Source organism: Microbacterium sp. SA156, from assembly GCF_049065455.1.
In the GTDB taxonomy this organism is placed as follows: domain Bacteria; phylum Actinomycetota; class Actinomycetes; order Actinomycetales; family Microbacteriaceae; genus Microbacterium; species Microbacterium barkeri.
The window spans coordinates 1-16,813 of record NZ_JBAKGU010000024.1 but is presented as its reverse complement, the minus strand read 5'-3'; the positions used below and the strand labels follow the sequence as shown (position 1 = coordinate 16,813).

General features: G+C 73.2%; 12 protein-coding genes and 2 tRNA genes. 6 read left to right on the top strand and 8 right to left on the bottom strand.

The window, feature by feature from the left end; translation table 11 throughout:
* The first annotated feature begins 190 nt into the window (after positions 1 to 190).
* The 3 genes from glgX to treZ are packed head-to-tail and all read left to right on the top strand — an operon-like array spanning position 191 to position 6,395.
* Positions 191 to 2,374 carry a glycogen debranching protein GlgX gene (gene glgX / locus ACOWU6_RS16105; protein ID WP_421076323.1) on the top strand — a complete coding sequence of 728 codons (2,184 nt, stop codon included), beginning with the start codon at positions 191 to 193 and terminating at the stop codon, positions 2,372 to 2,374.
* Positions 2,371 to 4,674 carry a malto-oligosyltrehalose synthase gene (treY, locus tag ACOWU6_RS16100; RefSeq protein ID WP_421076322.1) on the top strand — a complete coding sequence of 768 codons (2,304 nt, stop codon included), beginning with the start codon at positions 2,371 to 2,373 and terminating at the stop codon, positions 4,672 to 4,674. The genes glgX and treY overlap by 4 nt, the downstream gene beginning before the upstream one ends.
* Positions 4,671 to 6,395, top strand: a complete 1,725-nt coding sequence (gene treZ, locus ACOWU6_RS16095; protein ID WP_421076321.1) for a malto-oligosyltrehalose trehalohydrolase — start codon at positions 4,671 to 4,673, stop codon at positions 6,393 to 6,395. The genes treY and treZ overlap by 4 nt, the downstream gene beginning before the upstream one ends.
* Positions 6,396 to 6,455: 60 nt before the next feature.
* Here the strand turns inward: treZ and tig are convergent, their stop codons facing one another.
* The 3 genes from tig to ACOWU6_RS16080 form a co-directional block, all read right to left on the bottom strand.
* Positions 6,456 to 7,904: a trigger factor gene (tig, locus tag ACOWU6_RS16090; protein ID WP_271172027.1), complete on the bottom strand. Its 1,449-nt coding sequence runs from the start codon at positions 7,902 to 7,904 to the stop codon at positions 6,456 to 6,458.
* 70 nt (positions 7,905 to 7,974) lie between these two features.
* Positions 7,975 to 8,051 (bottom strand) — tRNA-Pro (locus tag ACOWU6_RS16085).
* Positions 8,052 to 8,145: 94 nt separating this feature from the next.
* Positions 8,146 to 8,219, bottom strand: a tRNA-Gly gene (locus tag ACOWU6_RS16080).
* A 153-nt stretch (positions 8,220 to 8,372) separates the two neighbouring features.
* Between ACOWU6_RS16080 and ACOWU6_RS16075 the strand changes: the two genes are divergently transcribed.
* Both ACOWU6_RS16075 and ACOWU6_RS16070 read left to right on the top strand, forming a co-directional pair.
* Positions 8,373 to 8,555, top strand: a complete 183-nt coding sequence (locus ACOWU6_RS16075) for a hypothetical protein (protein WP_271172028.1) — start codon at positions 8,373 to 8,375, stop codon at positions 8,553 to 8,555.
* Positions 8,556 to 8,602: 47 nt separating this feature from the next.
* Positions 8,603 to 11,467, top strand: a complete 2,865-nt coding sequence (locus tag ACOWU6_RS16070) for a helix-turn-helix transcriptional regulator (RefSeq protein ID WP_421076320.1) — start codon at positions 8,603 to 8,605, stop codon at positions 11,465 to 11,467.
* Here the strand turns inward: ACOWU6_RS16070 and ACOWU6_RS16065 are convergent, their stop codons facing one another.
* The gene (locus ACOWU6_RS16065) at positions 11,468 to 12,013 is read right to left on the bottom strand and encodes a gamma carbonic anhydrase family protein (RefSeq protein WP_324014644.1); all 546 of its coding nucleotides are present in this window, start codon (positions 12,011 to 12,013) and stop codon (positions 11,468 to 11,470) included.
* Positions 12,014 to 12,196: 183 nt separating this feature from the next.
* Between ACOWU6_RS16065 and ACOWU6_RS16060 the strand changes: the two genes are divergently transcribed.
* Complete coding sequence (locus tag ACOWU6_RS16060; RefSeq protein WP_421076319.1) at positions 12,197 to 12,682, top strand: Dps family protein; 486 nt, start codon at positions 12,197 to 12,199, stop codon at positions 12,680 to 12,682.
* An 81-nt stretch (positions 12,683 to 12,763) separates the two neighbouring features.
* On the opposite strand, the gene ACOWU6_RS16055 is transcribed toward ACOWU6_RS16060, so the two are convergent.
* The 4 genes from ACOWU6_RS16055 to ACOWU6_RS16040 all read right to left on the bottom strand — a co-directional run.
* A complete protein-coding gene (locus ACOWU6_RS16055; protein ID WP_421076329.1) occupies positions 12,764 to 14,278 on the bottom strand; it encodes an amidohydrolase in 1,515 nt (504 codons plus the stop codon).
* Entirely contained in the window at positions 14,266 to 15,273 is a 1,008-nt protein-coding gene (locus ACOWU6_RS16050; protein ID WP_421076318.1) for an Fpg/Nei family DNA glycosylase, read from the bottom strand. The genes ACOWU6_RS16055 and ACOWU6_RS16050 overlap by 13 nt, the downstream gene beginning before the upstream one ends.
* A gap of 3 nt (positions 15,274 to 15,276) precedes the next feature.
* Entirely contained in the window at positions 15,277 to 15,774 is a 498-nt protein-coding gene (locus tag ACOWU6_RS16045; RefSeq protein ID WP_271172033.1) for a ribose-5-phosphate isomerase, read from the bottom strand.
* Positions 15,775 to 15,815: 41 nt separating this feature from the next.
* A partial coding sequence (locus ACOWU6_RS16040; protein WP_421076317.1) for a ferrochelatase occupies positions 15,816 to 16,813 on the bottom strand: 998 nt, incomplete at its 5' end.

The following is a 16,813-nucleotide window of genomic DNA, read 5'->3' as shown; positions in this document are numbered from 1 at the left end:
CGACCCTACCGGCGCCGTTTCAGCGGTCCGGTCGTGTTCGCCCTGGGCATATCGGGTGTCGCATGCCCTGTCGGACCGCCCTTCCGCAAGCCCTTCCCTCCGGCACGTCGCGCCCGTTAGCGTGGCGGCATCGGCGCGGATCAACGGAGGGGTCCGCCCCGGGAGCCTCCGGACCGCGAGGAAGGCGCGCATGAACACCTGGCCCGGAAACCCCTACCCCCTCGGAGCGTCGTACGACGGCGACGGGACGAACTTCGCCCTCTTCAGCGAGGTCGCCGAGCGCGTCGAGCTCTGCCTCTTCGACGATGCGGGGGCCGAGACCCGCGTCGAGCTCACCGAGGTCGACGCGTTCGTCTGGCATGCGTACCTCCCGGATGTCGGCCCCGGCCAGCGCTACGGCTACCGCGTGCACGGGCCGCGCGACCCCGCCCAGGGGCTCCGGTGCAACCCGCACAAGCTGCTCGTCGACCCGTACGCGAAGGCGCTCTCCGGTGCGGTCGACTGGGACGCGTCGCTCTACGACTACGACTTCGACGACCCGGAGAAGCCGAACGAGGCCGATTCCGCGGGCCACACGCTGCTCGCGGTCGTCGTCAACCCGTACTTCGACTGGCGGGACGACCGGCCGCCGTCCGTCCCGTACGACCGCACGCTCATCTACGAGGCGCATGTGAAGGGCCTCACGGCGCTGCACCCCGACGTCCCCGAGGCGCAGCGCGGCACCTACGCGGGCATCGCCCATCCGAGCGTCATCGCCCACCTGCGCAAGCTCGGCGTGACCGCGATCGAGCTCATGCCGGTCCATCAGTTCGTGCACGACGGCCATCTCATCGAGCGGGGACTGCGCAACTACTGGGGGTACAACACGCTCGGCTTCTTCGCGCCGCACAACGAGTACTCCTCATCGGGCGACGCCGGCGCGCAGGTCCAGGAGTTCAAGGGGATGGTCCGCGCACTGCACGCGGCCGGCATCGAGGTCATCCTCGACGTCGTCTACAACCACACCGCGGAGGGCAACCACCTCGGCCCGACCCTGTCGTTCCGCGGGATCGACAACCGCGCGTACTACCGGCTCGTCGACGACGACCCGTCCTTCTACATGGACTACACCGGCACGGGCAACAGCCTCAACGTGCGCAACCCGCACGCGCTCCAGCTCCTCATGGACTCGCTCCGGTACTGGGTCACCGAGATGCACGTCGACGGCTTCCGCTTCGACCTCGCGGCGACGCTCGCGCGCGAGTTCTACGACGTCGACCGGCTGTCGAGCTTCTTCGACCTCGTGCAGCAGGACCCGGTCGTCTCGCAGGTCAAGCTCATCGCCGAGCCCTGGGACGTCGGACCCGGCGGCTACCAGGTCGGCAACTTCCCTCCGCAGTGGACGGAGTGGAACGGCAAGTACCGCGACACCGTGCGCGACTTCTGGCGCGGCGAGCCCGCGACGCTCGGCGAGTTCGCGTCGCGCATCACCGGGTCGGCCGACCTCTACGAGACATCGGCACGGCTCCCGTCGGCCTCGATCAACTTCGTCACGGCGCACGACGGGTTCACGCTCAACGACCTCGTGTCGTACAACGAGAAGCACAACGAGGCCAACGGGGAGGGCGGGCGCGACGGCGAGTCCCACAACCGCTCGTACAACCTGGGAGTCGAGGGACCGACCGACGACCCCGCTGTCCTCGAGCTGCGCGCGCGCCAGCAGCGGAACTTCCTCGCGACCCTCCTGCTCTCGCAGGGCGTTCCCATGCTTCCCCACGGGGACGAGCTCGGACGCACGCAGCGCGGCAACAACAACGGCTACGCGCAGGACAGCGAGCTCACGTGGGTGCACTGGGACGAGGCGGACGGCCCGCTCATCGAGTTCACGGCCGCCGTGTCGCGCCTGCGCCGGCGGCACCCGGCGTTCCGACGACTGCGGTTCTTCGACGGGCGGCCCGTCCGCCGCGGCAAGGGCGACCCCCTGCCCGACATCGTGTGGCTGCGCCCCGGCGGCGACCCCATGGAGCCCGAGGACTGGGAGACCGCGTACGCGCGCTCGCTCGGCGTCTTCCTGAACGGACAGGGCATCGGCGGCCGCGGCCCGCGCGGCGAGCGGATCGTCGACGTGCACTTCCTCATCTGCTTCAACGCGCATGACAGCGAGGTGGACTTCACGCTGCCGCCCGACGAGTACTGCCCCCAGTGGGAGATCGTGCTCGACACCGCGGACGGCGCAGATCCGACGCCGCGCGCGGCGGGGTCGTCGCTCGCCGTGACGGCCCGCTCGATGCTCGTGCTCCGCGAGCACCGTGCACCGGAGGAGTCGCCCGATCACTCCCCCGCCGCATCGGTGCGGCTCCGGCTCGAGCGCGCCGCGGAAGAGGACGGCGCGTGACCCCGCGAACGCCGCGCTCGACGTACCGCCTGCAGATCAGCGCGGACTTCGACCTCGATGACGCGGCGGGTGCCGTCGCGTATGTGCGCGCGCTCGGGGCAGACTGGCTCTACCTCTCGCCCCTGCTCGCGGCGGAACCCGGCTCGAACCACGGCTACGACGTCGTCGACCACACGCGCGTGGACCCGCTGCGCGGCGGAGCCGACGGGCTCGCCCGTCTCTCCGCGGCCGCACAGGAGGCCGAGCTCGGCGTGCTCGTCGACGTCGTCCCGAACCACATGGGCGTCGCGACGCCGGCGAACAACCCCTGGTGGTGGGATGTCCTCGCGCACGGCCGGGCGTCCCGGTGGGCGGATGCGTTCGACATCGACTGGGCCGCGGGCGGCGGACGCGTGCGACTGCCCGTGCTCGGGGATGACAGCCCTCCGCTTCGGATCGAGGACGGCGAGCTGCGCTGCGGCGATCAGAGATTCCCCCTCGCCCCGGGATCGGCCGACGACGGCGCCGATCCGGAGACCGTGCACGGCCGCCAGCACTATGAGCTCGTCGACTGGCGGCGCGGCGACGCGGAGCTGAACTACCGCCGGTTCTTCGCGGTCTCCTCGCTCGCGGCGATCCGCGTCGAGGAGCCGTGGGTGTTCGACGCATCGCACGCCGAGATCCTCCGCTGGCTCCGCGGCGGCCTCGTGGACGGGCTCCGCATCGACCATCCGGACGGCCTCGCCGACCCGGGAGGGTACCTCGCGCGCCTCGCGGACGCGACCGGGGGCCGCTACGTCGTCGTCGAGAAGATCCTCGAGGCCGGAGAGCACCTGCCCGCGCACTGGGCGACGGCCGGCACGACCGGGTACGAGGCGCTCGGAGACGTCGATCGCGTGCTCGTCGACCCGGCCGGCCGCGCCCAGCTCGACGCGCTCGAGGAGGAGCTGCGCGGCTCGCGCGCCGCGTGGGACGACCTCGTCCACGACGGCAAGCGCGCCGCGGCCGACGGCATCCTCGCGTCCGAGGTGCGTCGGCTCGTGCGGCTCCTGCCGGACCGGGCCCTGCCCGGCGGCGCGGACGCCGCCGACGCGCTCGCCGAGATCCTCGCCTGCTTCCCCGTGTACCGGTCGTATCTGCCCGCCGGAGCCGAGCACCTCCACGCCGCCGTCGCCGAGGCGGCGCGGAGACGGCCCGACCTGGCGGCGGCCGTCGAGGCGCTCCTCCCGGTCCTCTCCGACCCCGCGGAGCCCGCCGCGGCGCGCCTCCAGCAGACCTCGGGCGCCGTGATGGCCAAGGGCGTCGAGGACACCGTGTTCTACCGCGTCGCGCGACTCGCCTCGCTTGCGGAGGTGGGCGGCGATCCCTCGGAGTTCGCGATCGATGTCGCCGAGTTCCACCGGCGCCAGATCGAGCGTCAGGCGCGCACACCCGCGTCGCTCACGTCGCTCTCGACGCACGACACGAAGCGGGGCGAGGACACCCGCGCGCGGATCGATGCGCTCGCCGAGGTGCCGGAGCTCTGGCGCACGACCCTCGCGACGCTTCTCGCGCGCGCTCCCCTGGGCGACGCCCCGCTCGCGGCGCTCCTGTGGAGCACGCTCGCGGGCGCGTGGCCCGTCTCCCGCGAACGCGCTCGCGCCTACGCGGAGAAGGCCGCACGGGAGGCCGCGACCGGCACATCGTGGCGCTCTCCCGACGCGGACTTCGAGGGGCGGCTCCACGCCCTCGTCGACGCGGCATTCGACGACCCCGAGGCGGCCGCCGCCCTCGAGGGCCTCGTGGACGCCATCCGCCCGGCCGGCTGGTCGAACGGCCTCTCCGCGAAGCTGCTGCAGCTCGCGATGCCCGGCGTGCCCGACGTGTACCAGGGCGCGGAGCTCTGGAACCGCTCGCTGGTCGATCCCGACAACCGGCGCCCCGTCGACTTCGGCGAGCGGCGCGCCCTGCTCGCGCAGCTCGATGCCGGACCGCCGCCGCCCCTCGACGAGAGCGGCGCGGCGAAGCTGCTCGTCACCTCGCGCGCGCTGAGGGCGCGACGCGATCGACCCGAGCTCTTCACGCGCTACGCGCCGCTGACTGTGATCGGCGACACGGGGCGGCACGCGATCGCGTTCGACCGCGGCGGGGCCGTCGCGATCGCGACCCGCCTCCCGATCGGCCTCGCCCGCGCCGGCGGATGGGGCAGCGCATCCGTGCTCCTCCCTCCCGGCCGATACGCGGATGCCCTCACCGGCGCCGAGACCGAGGGCGGTGCCGTCCCCCTCGCCGAGCTTCTGCGCACCTACCCCGTCGCCCTGCTTCTGAGGCAGGCGCCGTGAGCTTCGAGGTGTGGGCGCCGCACGCGCGGACCGCGACGCTCGTGCTCGACGGATCGCGGCTCGCGATGCGAGCAGCGCCCGACGGATGGTGGACGTCCGACGCCGAGCCGCGGCACGGCGCCGCCTACGGCTACCTGCTCGACGACGACGACACGCCCCTGCCCGATCCGCGCTCGCGCTGGCAGCCCGACGGGGTCGACGGGCTCAGCCGCGTGCACGACCCGTCGGCACACGCGTGGCAGGACAGCGGATGGACGGGCCGGCAGCTCGCGGGCGGCCTCATCTACGAGCTCCACGTGGGCACGTTCACGCCCGAGGGGACGCTCGACGCCGCCGCGGCGCGTCTGCCGCACCTCGTCGACCTCGGCGTCGACTTCGTCGAGCTCCTGCCCGTGAACGCCTTCGACGGCCCGCGCAACTGGGGCTACGACGGCGTCCTCTGGTACGCGGTCGACGAGAGCTACGGCGGCCCGGACGCCTACCAGCGGTTCGTCGATGCCTGCCACGCCGCGGGCGTCGGCGTGATCCAGGACGTCGTCTACAACCACCTCGGGCCGAGCGGCAACCACCTCCCCCGGTTCGGGCCGTACCTGCGCGAGGACGACGAGAACACGTGGGGCGCAGGCGTCGACCTGCGCCTGCCCGCCGTGCGCGCGCATATCGTCGAGAACGCGCTCATGTGGCTGCGGGACCACCATGTCGACGCCCTCCGGCTCGACGCCGTCCACGCGCTCGTCGACGACAGCCCGACGCACATCCTCCAGGAGCTCGCCGAGGAGGTCGACGCGCTCAGCGCGCACCTGCGTCGGCCGCTCACGCTCATCGCCGAATCGGACCTCAACGATCCGACCCTCATCTCGCCCCGAGAGGCGGGCGGGTACGGCGTGCACGCGCAGTGGAGCGACGACTACCACCACGCTGTCCACGTCGCGCTCACGGGCGAGACGCACGGCTACTACGCCGACTTCGCTCCGCTGTCGGCCCTCGCGAAGGCGGCGACCCGCGGGTTCTTCCACGACGGCACGTGGTCGTCCTTCCGCGGACGCGCCCACGGCCGCCCCCTTCCGCCCGGCACTCCCGCGTGGCGGCTCGTCACCTACACGCAGAATCACGACCAGATCGGCAACCGCGCGACGGGCGATCGCCTGGCCGCCGCGCTCGACGAGGACCTGCTCGCCGTCGCGGCGCTCCTCTGCCTCGCGTCGCCGTTCACGCCGATGCTCTTCATGGGCGAGGAGTGGGCAGCGTCCACGCCCTGGCAGTTCTTCACGTCGCATCCCGATCCGCAGCTCGGGGAGGCGACCAGGGAGGGGCGCAGGGAGGAATTCGCGCGGATGGGATGGGAGCGCGAGACCGTGCCCGACCCGCAGGACCCCGCGACGTTCGCGCGCTCGCGGCTCGACTGGAGCGAGCCCTATCCCGCGGATGGCGCTCCGACGCGGCACACGCGCATCCTCGCCGTCCATCGCGCGCTCGCGCGCCTGCGCAGGGCGGAGCCCGACCTCGTCGATCCGCGCCTCGAGCGGGTGTCGGCGGAGTGGAGCGAGGACGAGCGCTGGATCCGGCTCCGACGGGGCGGCCTGGAGATCGTCGTCAACCTGGCGGACGAGCCGCTGCGCATCCGGCCGACCGCGGACGTCGTCTTCGCGACGGCGCCGCTCGATGACGACGACGGCGCGATGCTCGTGCCGCCGCGCGCGGGAGCCGTCGTGCGGATCTGAGTCGGCAGACGCGAGGAGGGCGGGTGCCGAAGCACCCGCCCTCCTCAGGATCCGCTGAGATCACTCGGCCTCGTCGGCCGCCTTCGCGGTCTTGCGCGTGCGCTTGGGCTTCTTCTCGGCCGCGGGAGCCTCCTCGGCCGGAGCCTCCTCCGCAGCGGGAGCCTCCTCGGCCGCACCAGCCTCGTCGGCCGGAGCCTCCTCCGCAGCAGCCTCTTCGGCCTCGGGCTCGTCGTCGACGGCCGCGAAGTCGCTCACGTCGACCGGGTTGCCCGCGGTGTCGACGACGGACACCTTGCCGAGGACGATCGCGATCGCCTTGTTGCGCGCGACGTCGCCCATGAGAGCCGGCAGCTGGTTGCCCTGCTGGAGCGCCTGCACGAAGTCCTGCGGCGACATGCCGTACTGGCCCGACGCCTGGATGAGGTACTGCGTGAACTCGTCCTGCGAGACCTGCACGTCGAGCTTCTCGGCGATCGCGTCGAAGAGGATCTGCGTGCGGAACTGCTTCTCGCTCGCCTCGGTCACCTCGGCGCGGTGCTCGTCGTCCTCGAGGCGGTTCTCCTGCTCGAGGTGACGGTGCACCTCGTCCTCGATGAGGCTCGCGGGAACCGGGATCTCGACCGCCTCGAGCAGCGTCTCGACGAGCTTGTCGCGCGCGGCGGAGCCCTGCGAGAACGCTCCGCGCGTCGCGGCAGTCTCCTTGAGCGACTCGCGCAGCTCGGCGATCGTGTCGAACTCGCTCGCCATCTGCGCGAAGTCGTCGTCGGCCTCGGGGAGCTCGCGCTCCTTGACGGCCTTGACGGTCACGGCGACCTCGGCCTCCTCGCCCGCGTGGTCTCCGCCCACGAGCTTGGAGCGGAACGTGGTCTCCTCGCCGGCGGTGAGCGACTCGACGGCCTCGTCGATGCCGTCGAGCAGCTCGCCCGAGCCGACCTCGTACGACACGCCCTCGGCGCGGTCGATCTCCTGGTCGTCGATCTTGGCGACGAGGTCGAGCTCGACGAAGTCGCCCTTCGCGGCCGGGCGGTCCACGGGCACGAGCGTGCCGAAGCGGGCGCGCAGGCTGTCGAGCTCCTCGTCGATCTTCGCGTCGTCGATCTCGACGGCGTCGACCGTGACGGTGAGGCCCTCGTAGGCGGGGATCTCGAACTCGGGGCGCACGTCGACCTCGACGTCGACGACGAGGTCGCCCGAGAAGTCCTTGTCGCTCGGCCACTCGACGATGTCCGCCTGCGGGCGCCCGAGGATCTTCACGTCGTTCTCGGCGACGGCGGCGCGGAAGAACCCGTCGAGGCCCTCGTTGACGGCGTGCTCGATGACCGCGCCGCGGCCGACGCGCTGGTCGATGATCGGAGCGGGAACCTTGCCCTTGCGGAAGCCGGGGACCTGCACGTCGCGCGCGATGTGCTCGTACGCGTGCTGGATGCTCGGCTTGAGGTCTTCGGGGCTGACCGTGATGTGAAGCTTCACCCGCGTCGGGCTGAGCTTCTCGACGGTGCTGTTCACCATGCTGGTTCGTTTCTCCTTGTGACGGACCCGCACGCCGGTCGCGACGCGGGCTGAGGTCTGGATGGGCCGTTGGTCGGGGCGACAGGATTTGAACCTGCGGCCTCCCGCTCCCAAAGCGGGCGCTCTACCAAGCTGAGCTACGCCCCGCGGATATCCCCGCGCACGGGAACACGAAACGGCCTCGGAAAGTCTAGCCGACCGATCGGGCGGGACTCGCCACCCGGGGCGGCGAGAGAGGAGATGGAGGGGATGACGGGAATCGAACCCGCGTGACCAGTTTGGAAGACTGGGGCTCTACCATTGAGCTACATCCCCGGAACTGCGTCCGGCAGCGTGAACGATCCTATCCCACGCGCGCACGTGCTTCCGACACGGCACGGGCTGAGGTACCTCATCCGGCTCGTCCGGCCCCGGGAATACGGCGTTCTGCCGATGCTCCGGCGCCGCCTCAGGGACGACCGTGGAGTCATGTTCATCGATCCTCTCCACAGCCTCTCCGTCCACCGCGCCGAGATCGAGGAGGCCGAGCGCCGTGCGGCTCGCGAGCGCTCGATCCGCGAGCGACTCGAGGCCGACGCCGCACAGGGCGATCGGATCCCGACTCGGCGAGCATCCCGGGCGCGTCGACTCCTCCCGCGCCTCTCGTCGTGACGTCCGCCGTCCGCCGCGATGTCGACGGTCCGTGTGATGATGACGCGGTGACGATCAGGACCAGTCCGCGCACGGTCGGGCGCGAGAGCGAGCACGCTCAGCTCGTCGCGCTCTTCGAGGCCGCCGAGCGCGGCGAGCCCGCGCTCGCGCTCGTCTCGGGCGAGGCCGGCATCGGCAAGTCGCGGCTCGTCTCCGATCTCGCGGCCGCGGTCGGCGGCCGCGCGCGCGTCCTCGTGGGCCACTGCGTCGACCTCGGTCGCGTCGGCGAGGCGTACACGCCCTTCACCGCCGCGCTGCGGGTGCTCATCGCCGACCTCGGCGTCGACCGCGTGCGCGAGCTGGCGGGCCCCGGGGCCGCCGCCCTCTCGGGCATGGCGCCCGCGCTCGCGAGCGAGGCGGAGCCGACCGGCCAGCAGCCCTACGAGGCGCTCGCCCATCTGCTCGAGACCGCGAGCCGCGAGCGCCCGGTCGTGCTCGTCCTCGAGGACGTGCACTGGATGGACAGGGCGAGCCTCGGCGTGCTCGCCTACCTCGCGCGGGTCTCGCTCGACGCCCGTCTGCTCGTCGTGGCCACGTACCGGCCCGAGGACATCGGCCGCACGCACCCCGCGCGCGATCTGCTCGGCGAGCTGGCGCGCAGCCGCGCCACGACGCGCGTCGAGCTGGGCCGCCTGGACCGCGAGGACGTCCGCGCGCTCGTCGGCGAGCTGACCGGCACGGCGGTCGCGGGGCCGCAGCTCGACGCGATCGCCGCCCGCAGCGACGGCGTGCCCTTCTATCTCGAGGAGCTCGTCGCCGTGGAGGGCTGCGACGACGAGCGCGCCCTCCCCGGCGGCCTGCGGAGCCTGCTGCTCGCGCGGTACGAGCGGCTGTCCGATCCGGCACGAGCGCTTGCGCGCGCTCTCTCGGTCGGCGGGCTGTCCGTCGCGCACGCGCTCCTCGAGAGGGTCGACGGCCTCGACGCGACCGCGCGCGACGCCGCCCTCCGCGAGGCCCTCGACGCGGGCCTCCTCGTCCTCACGGACGACGGCTACGCGTTCCGGCACGCGCTCGTGCGCGAGGCCATCCTCGAGGACGCCCTTCCCGGCGAGCGCGAGCGGCTCCACGAGCGCTACGCCGAGGCGCTCGAGGAGCGTGCCGCATCCGGCGCGCGCGTGGCAGCGGCCGTCGCGCACCACCTGGCGTCGACGCGAGACGCCGCGCGGGCGTTCCCCGCCTCGATCCGCGCGATGCAGGAGGCGCGGGCGAGCTCCGCCTACGCGTCCGCCGCACAGCACGCCGAGCAGGCGCTCGCGATGTGGGATGCCGTGCCCGACGCCGAGAGCACGGCCGGGATGCCGTGGCTCGAGCTCATGGGGAGGGCCGCGACCTACCTCCGCAACGCCGGCGAGACCGAGCGCAGCATCGCCGTGTCGCGCTCCGCGCTGGCCGCGTGCCCTCCCGACTCCATCCACCACGTCCGCCTCACGCGCAATCTCGCGCGCGCCCTCTCCAACGCCGCCCGTCCGGGCTCCATCGAGGCGTATCGCGACGCCCTCGCGACCGTCGAGCGGATCGGCGGGCACGAGGAGCTGCGCGTCGATCTGCTCATCTCCCTCGCCGGGCGGCTCATGCTGGCCGGCGAGCGCGCCGATGCCCGCCGCCTCGCTCTCGAGGGCGCCGCCGTCGCGGAGCGGCTCGGAGCGACCGCGCTCGTCTCGAACGCGATGAACGTCGCCGGGCTCTGCCTCGCGCACGGCGGCGACCTCGCAGCGGGGTGGGCGGAGCTCGAGCAGGCACGGCAGCTGGCAGGCGACGATCGCGCCGCGCGCCTGCGGTACTGGGTCAACGCGTCGGATCTCGCGCAGCGGGCCGGAGACCCGGATCGCGCGCTCGAGCTCGCCCGGCTCGGGATGGCCGAGGCTCAGGCCTACGGCCTCGAGCGCACCTCGGGCACCGTCCTCGCGTCGAACGCCGCCGACCCGCTCGCGAGCCTCGGCCGGTGGGACGAGGTCGACGCCCTCATCGACCGCGCTCTGGCCGCCTCGCCCCCGTCGGTCAACGTGACGTACCTCGCGGTCGTCCGCGCGTGGTCCCTCGTCTGGCGGGGCGATCTCGCCGCCGCGGCCGCGACGCTCGAACCGCACCGAGCCGTGCTCCGCTCGACCGCCGAGAACGAGATCCAGGCCCTCCTCACCGTGGCGCGCGTCGACATGGAGCTCGCGCTCGCGGACGGGCGGCCCGAGGTCGCTTGGGACGCGGCCGCGGGCGTGCGGGCCGTGCCCGTGGAGCGACTCGCGCTGAACTCGGGCAACGCGGTGCCCCTGGCCTGGTCGTTCGCCCGCGTCGCGCGCCTGGCCGGGAGGCGCGGCGGACACGCGTTCGGGCAGGAGGCTGGCCGGCTCGCCGAGCGCCTGATCGACCAGTTCGCGGGCTGGCCGACGCACGGCGTGTGGAGTGCGCTCACCCGCGCCGAGCTCGCCGACGACGAGCCGTCATGGCGCGCGGCCGCGGCAGCAGCGGAGGGCCGCGAGGCGCCGGTCGGGCTGCTGCCCTACGCGCTCGCCCAGCAGGTGCGGGCACGGGTCGAGGCCGGAGACCGCGCGGGCGCCCGGGCTCTCGTTCCGTCCGCACGCGCGCCCGCGCACGAACGCGGCGTCCTCGGCGTCCTGCGCGACCTGGATGCACTGGCCGACGAGGCCGGTCTCCAGGGGCGCGACGGGCACGCCGATCCGGTGCTCACGGCGCGCGAGCTCCAGGTCCTCGAGCTCGTCGCCGAGGGCCTCAGCAACGGCCAGATCGGGCAGCGCCTGTTCATCAGCACGAAGACCGTCAGCGTGCACGTGTCCGCGATCCTCCGCAAGCTCGGAGCGGCGACGCGCACGGAGGCCGCACACCGGGCGGCCGACCTCCTCGGCGCGACCGCGCCCTGATCAGCGCTCGCCGTCGCGGAGCGCCGCCTCATGGCGCGCCGCGTGCGCGAGGTAGTTCTCGGCGTTCCGGAGGAGTCCGGCGACCTCCTCGTCCGTGAGTGCGCGGCGGACCTTCGCGGGCACTCCCGCGACGAGACTCCGCGGCGGCACGACCGTGCCCTCGAGCACAACCGCTCCCCCAGCGACGAGGCACTCGGCCCCGATCTCGGCGCCCTGCAGCACGACGGCGCCCATGCCGATGAGCGACCGGTCGCCGATGCGGCAGCCGTGCACCACGGCGTTGTGCCCGACGGACACGTCGTCGCCGATCTCGGTATCGAAGCCGCCGCCGACGTGCACCGAGACGCTGTCCTGGAGGTTGCTGCGCGCGCCCACGCGGATGGCGCCGGTGTCGCCCCGGAGGACAGCGTTGTACCAGACGCTCGTCTGAGGGCCGAGCGCGACGTCGCCGACGACGCGCGCTCCGTCGGCGAGGAACGCGTCGGGCGGGACGACCGGCCGCACGCCGTCGAGAGGCAGGACCGTGGCACGGGGCGAGACGCTCATGGTCCGACGATACGTCCGCGCGCGCCCTCTCGCTTTCGATGCCAGGTTCGGCAAGCCTAACTTTCGCCCGATCATCTGCGATTTAGCCGAGCCTCTGCTTGCTTGCGGAATGCCAGCCGACGAGTAGCGTTGTCTTCAGCGACAGGGCGCGACACGCGCCCGGCAAGACGAAGGAGAACCCTCATGAGCGACGCACAGACCATCTCCGCGACCGCCGCCGACCCGACCGTCGCCGCCGGCTCGGCCCAGTTCCTCTCTCCCGTCGTCCTCGGCCTCCAGGCTCTCGGCGTCAACGGCAAGCAGGCGCACTGGCACGTGCGCGGCGCCAACTTCATCGGCGTGCACGAGTTCCTCGACACGCTCGTCGACCACGCGCAGGAGTGGGCGGACCTCGCCGCCGAGCGCATCGTGGCCCTGGGCCTCCCCATCGACGCGCGCCTCGCCGCCGTCGCCGGCAAGGTCCCGACCACCGGCGCGCCCGCGGGCTTCGCCCAGTCGGACGCCGTCATCCGCGGCATCGTCTCCGACATCGACGCCGTTCTGGCCGACCTCCAGGCCGCCATCGACGGTCTCGACGAGGTCGACCTCACGAGCCAGGACGTCGCCATCGAGATCAAGGCGGGCCTCGAGAAGGACCGCTGGTTCCTCGTGGCGCACATCGCCGAGTGACCCTCGCTCTCCTCGTCAGAAGGCCTCGCTCCGCTCGGAGCGAGGCCTTCGACGTGTCACGGCGCGGTGGCGCGCGGCTCCCTAGCCGAGGTGCGTGAGGCGCCCGTCGACGAGGGTCGCGTGCACCGGCATGGCACGCAGCGCGTCGGCTCCCGCCGTCAGCGGGTCGTGCCCGACGAGTGCCAGGTCAGCCGGCTCGCCGGGCAGGACCCTCGCCGGATCCGCCGTGCCGCCGTCGGTCGAGGCGGCGAGGGCCGTGCGGGCGTCGAGAGCCTGATCGACCCGCCAGGGCTCGCTCGCGTCGCGGGTGCGGAAGACCGCGGCGGCCATCTGGACCCACGGGTCGAGGGGCGAGACCGGCGCGTCGGACCCGAGCAGCAGGCAGGCTCCGGCCTCGACCAGCTCGCGGAGCGGATAGGCGACCGCCGTCTGCGCAGCCCACTCGACGGCGGCGAGCTCGCGATCGTCGAGGGCATGCTCGGGCTGCACGCTGGCCTCGACGCCGAGGCGGGCGAACCGCGCGATGTCGGTGCGTGCGACGAGCTGGACGTGCTCGATGCGCCCGGGCACGTCGGCGGCCGCGAACGCGTCGAGCGCGTGCCGGGCCGCGACGTCCCCGATCGCGTGGATCGTCGTCGCGATGCCCGCGCTCGCGGCGCGCGCCACGAGCTCGATGAGGGCGCGCGGCTCGACGTTCAGGCGCCCGCGGCTGACGCCGTCGGCGTACGGGGCGCTCGTCGCGGCGGTCCGCGTGCCGAGCGACCCGTCGGAGATGACCTTGAGCATCCCGAAGGACACGCGATCCGACCCGTCGAGCGCCTCGCCGGTCGACAGCCCCTCCGCGATCGCCCGGTCCAGGTCGTCGGGATACACGTCGAAGCGCACGCGGACGCGCTCGTCACCCCGCGCCATCCGCCGTCGCCACCGATCGGCGTTCCACCCGATCTCGAGGTCCTGCACGCCGACGACGCCCCTCGCGGCGGCGGCCGCGAGCATCCCGTCCAGCGCGGCGTCCTCGTCCTCCGGGGCGAGCTGCTTGAGACGCTGCTCGACGAGGAAGGCGGCGCCCTCGCGCACGAGACCCGCGGCGTCGGCCGCGAGGCCCTCACGCCGCGCGGCGGCCGAGTTCAGCCAGACGCCGTGGAGATCGGAGCTCACGAGATAGGTCGGGATGTCGCCGGTCACCTCGTCGAGGAGGCCCAGGTCGGCGGCATCCGACCAGAGGCCGTCACGCAGGCGCGCGACGACCCGGCGCCCGTCTGCTCGGATCGGGGCGGCCGCGGCCGCGCGCGCGGCCTCCTCGGCGGACGCGGCGTGCTCGACCGACGGCGTGCCCTGCGCGAGCGCGCACTCGAGCGTGTGCACGTGATGGTCCCAGAGGCCGGGGACGAGCCATCCGCCCGCGCCGTCGAGCACCGCGCCGCTTCGGCGGATCGCGCCAGCGGGCGCGATGTCGGCGATCCGTCCGTCCGCGAGCCACACGTCGTACACGCCGTCGACGTCGTACTCGGGGTGGGCGAGCAGCTCGCGCCCCTCACCCCCGATGCGGACATCCGCGATGACGTCGACCCGGTCGCCTCGGCTCAGCGCTGGCATGTCGGGCACCAGTAGAGCTTGCGCGCCTGCATCTCCTCGAGCACGATCTCCGTGCCGCAGACCCGGCAGGGCAGGCCCGCGCGGTGGTAGACCCAGTGGCGGTCGTCCCTGCTCGCCATCGCGCGACGCCAGGCGTCGCCCTCGAGCCCGTCCATGGTCATCATCTGCCCCGTCTCGACGCCGATGCGCAGGAGCACGACCCAGTCGCGCCACAGTCCGCGCACCGTCTCCTCGGGGATGTCCTTCCCCGGCGTGTGCGGGTCGAGCCCCGCGCGGAAGAGCATCTCAGCGCGGTAGACGTTGCCGATGCCGCTCACGACCGACTGGTCCATGAGCAGCTGGCCGATCGCGACATTCCGGCGGCGGACCGCCGCGAGGAAGCGCTCCTCGCCCTCACCGACGTCGCCGACGAGCGGGTCGGGGCCGAGCTTGGCGATCACGCGGGCGATCTCGTCCGGCCGCTGCACGACGCATGCGGTGGGTCCGCGGAGGTCCGCGCAGGTCGTCTCCGTGAGCAGGCGGACGCGCACCTGGCCGACGACGGGCGGCGGCCACTCGGCGTCGGAGGCGGCCAGGCCGTCCGGCTCGTCGAGCCCTCGCGTCTGCTCGGACATCCGCACGTGCACGCGCGTGCGACGCGGGGCGCCGATCGACGCGAGGGAGTTCTCGCCGGCGTCGTCGAACACGCGGTCGGTGCCGCGCTGATTCGTCTGCCCCATCCGCCCGTTCGCGGACGCGATCGTCGGGTCGACGAGGATCTCGCCGGCGAAGTCCCACGCTCCGTACAGGCCGAGGTGCACGCGCAGCCAGACATCCTCGTCGAACTCGAGGAACATCTGCTTGCCGACCGCCTCGGCGCGCGTCATCGTGCGGCCGTCGAGGATGGCCGCGCCCTCCGCGAAGCGCCCCTGCGGGCTCGTCGCCCCGACCGGGCGGCCGACGAAGTTGCGCGCGAACTGCCGCGCGATCCGGTGGACGGAATGACCCTCGGGCATCCGCTAGGACATCGTGCGCGGAGCGGGCCCGTCGACGAGGGCGCCGTCGCGCTCGTAGGCGCCGATCTGCGCGATCCGGCGGACGTGACGCTCGTCGTTCGAGAACGGCGTCTGGATGAAGCGGTCGATGAAGCGCGTGACGTCCTCGAACGTGTGCTGGCGCGCGCCGATGGCGATGACGTTCGCGTCGTTGTGCTCGCGCGCGAGCTCGGCGGTCGAGAGGTTCCACACGAGCGCCGCGCGGATGCCCTCGACCTTGTTCGCCGCGATCTGCTCGCCGTTGCCCGAGCCGCCGAAGACGACGCCGAGCGCGGGGACGCCGGCGCGCTGGTCGTCGACGACCGCCTGCGCCGCGCGGATGCAGAACGCGGGGTAGTCGTCGAGCGGGTCGTACTCGACCGGCCCGTGGTCGATGACCTCGTGGCCCTGGGAGGCGAGGTGGTGCTGCAGCTGGGTCGAGAACTCGAGACCCGCGTGATCGGTCGCGATGTGGATGCGCATGGAGACGATTCTCCCCTACCTGCGGGGGTGCCCGTGCACGGTCAGGGCGCGACGCCCGCCGCGGCCGGCAGGAAGCCCAGCCGCGCGTTCTCGCAGTCGCCGGGGCGCGCCACGTCGTACCAGGGCCCCAGGTCGGTCAGGTGCGGCCGCTCGCTCGCGGGCGTTCCGTGCAGGCGCTCCTCCACGAGGTCGACGAGACCCGCCACGAACGCCGGATGCGTGCCGGGCGTGCGGGTGCGGACCGCGCGGATGCCGGACTCCGCGGCCGACGCCATCGCCTCGTTGTCGAGGTCCCAGAGGACCTCCATGTGGTCGCTCACGAAGCCGAGCGGCACGATCGCGACAGCCTCGACACCCTGCGCGGGCAGCCCGGCGATCACGTCGTTGACGTCGGGCTCGAGCCACGGCTGCGACGCGGGGCCCGATCGCGACTGGAAGACGAGGTCCCATCCGGTCCTCGCTGCGGCCGGGACCTCGTCGGCGAGGCGCTGCATGATGTGCGCCGCCACGGCCCGGTGCTGCGCCGCGTACGCTCCCCCCTCGGGCCAGGAGCGGTCGCGCGGACCGGAGCGGTCGGCGTCGGCGGTCGGGATCGAGTGCGTCGAGAACAGCACGCGCACCGCCCCGGCGCCCACGCCGTCCGCGAGGAACCCGGCGACCGCGTCGCGCACGCCCTCGTAGAAGGGCTCGACGAAGCCGGGGTGGTCGAAGAACAGGCGCACCTTGTCGATCGTCACGGGGTCGTCCCCCGTTCCCAGGCCCGTCTCGKCGAGGRCGCGYGCGWAGTCCTCGCGRTACTGACGRYMGCTCGAGTACGAGCTGTAGGCGCTCGTSGCGAYCGCGAGCAGGGTGCGGTGTCCGTCGGCGTGAGCGGCCCGAACGGCGTCATCGAGGTACGGCGCCCAGTTGCGGTTGCCCCAGTAGACCGGCAGGTCGAGGCCCCGCCGGGCGATCTCGGCCTCCAGCGCGGCCTTGAGCGCGCGGTTCTGGGCGTTGATCGGGCTCACGCCGCCGAAGTGGCGGTAGTGGTGCGCGACCT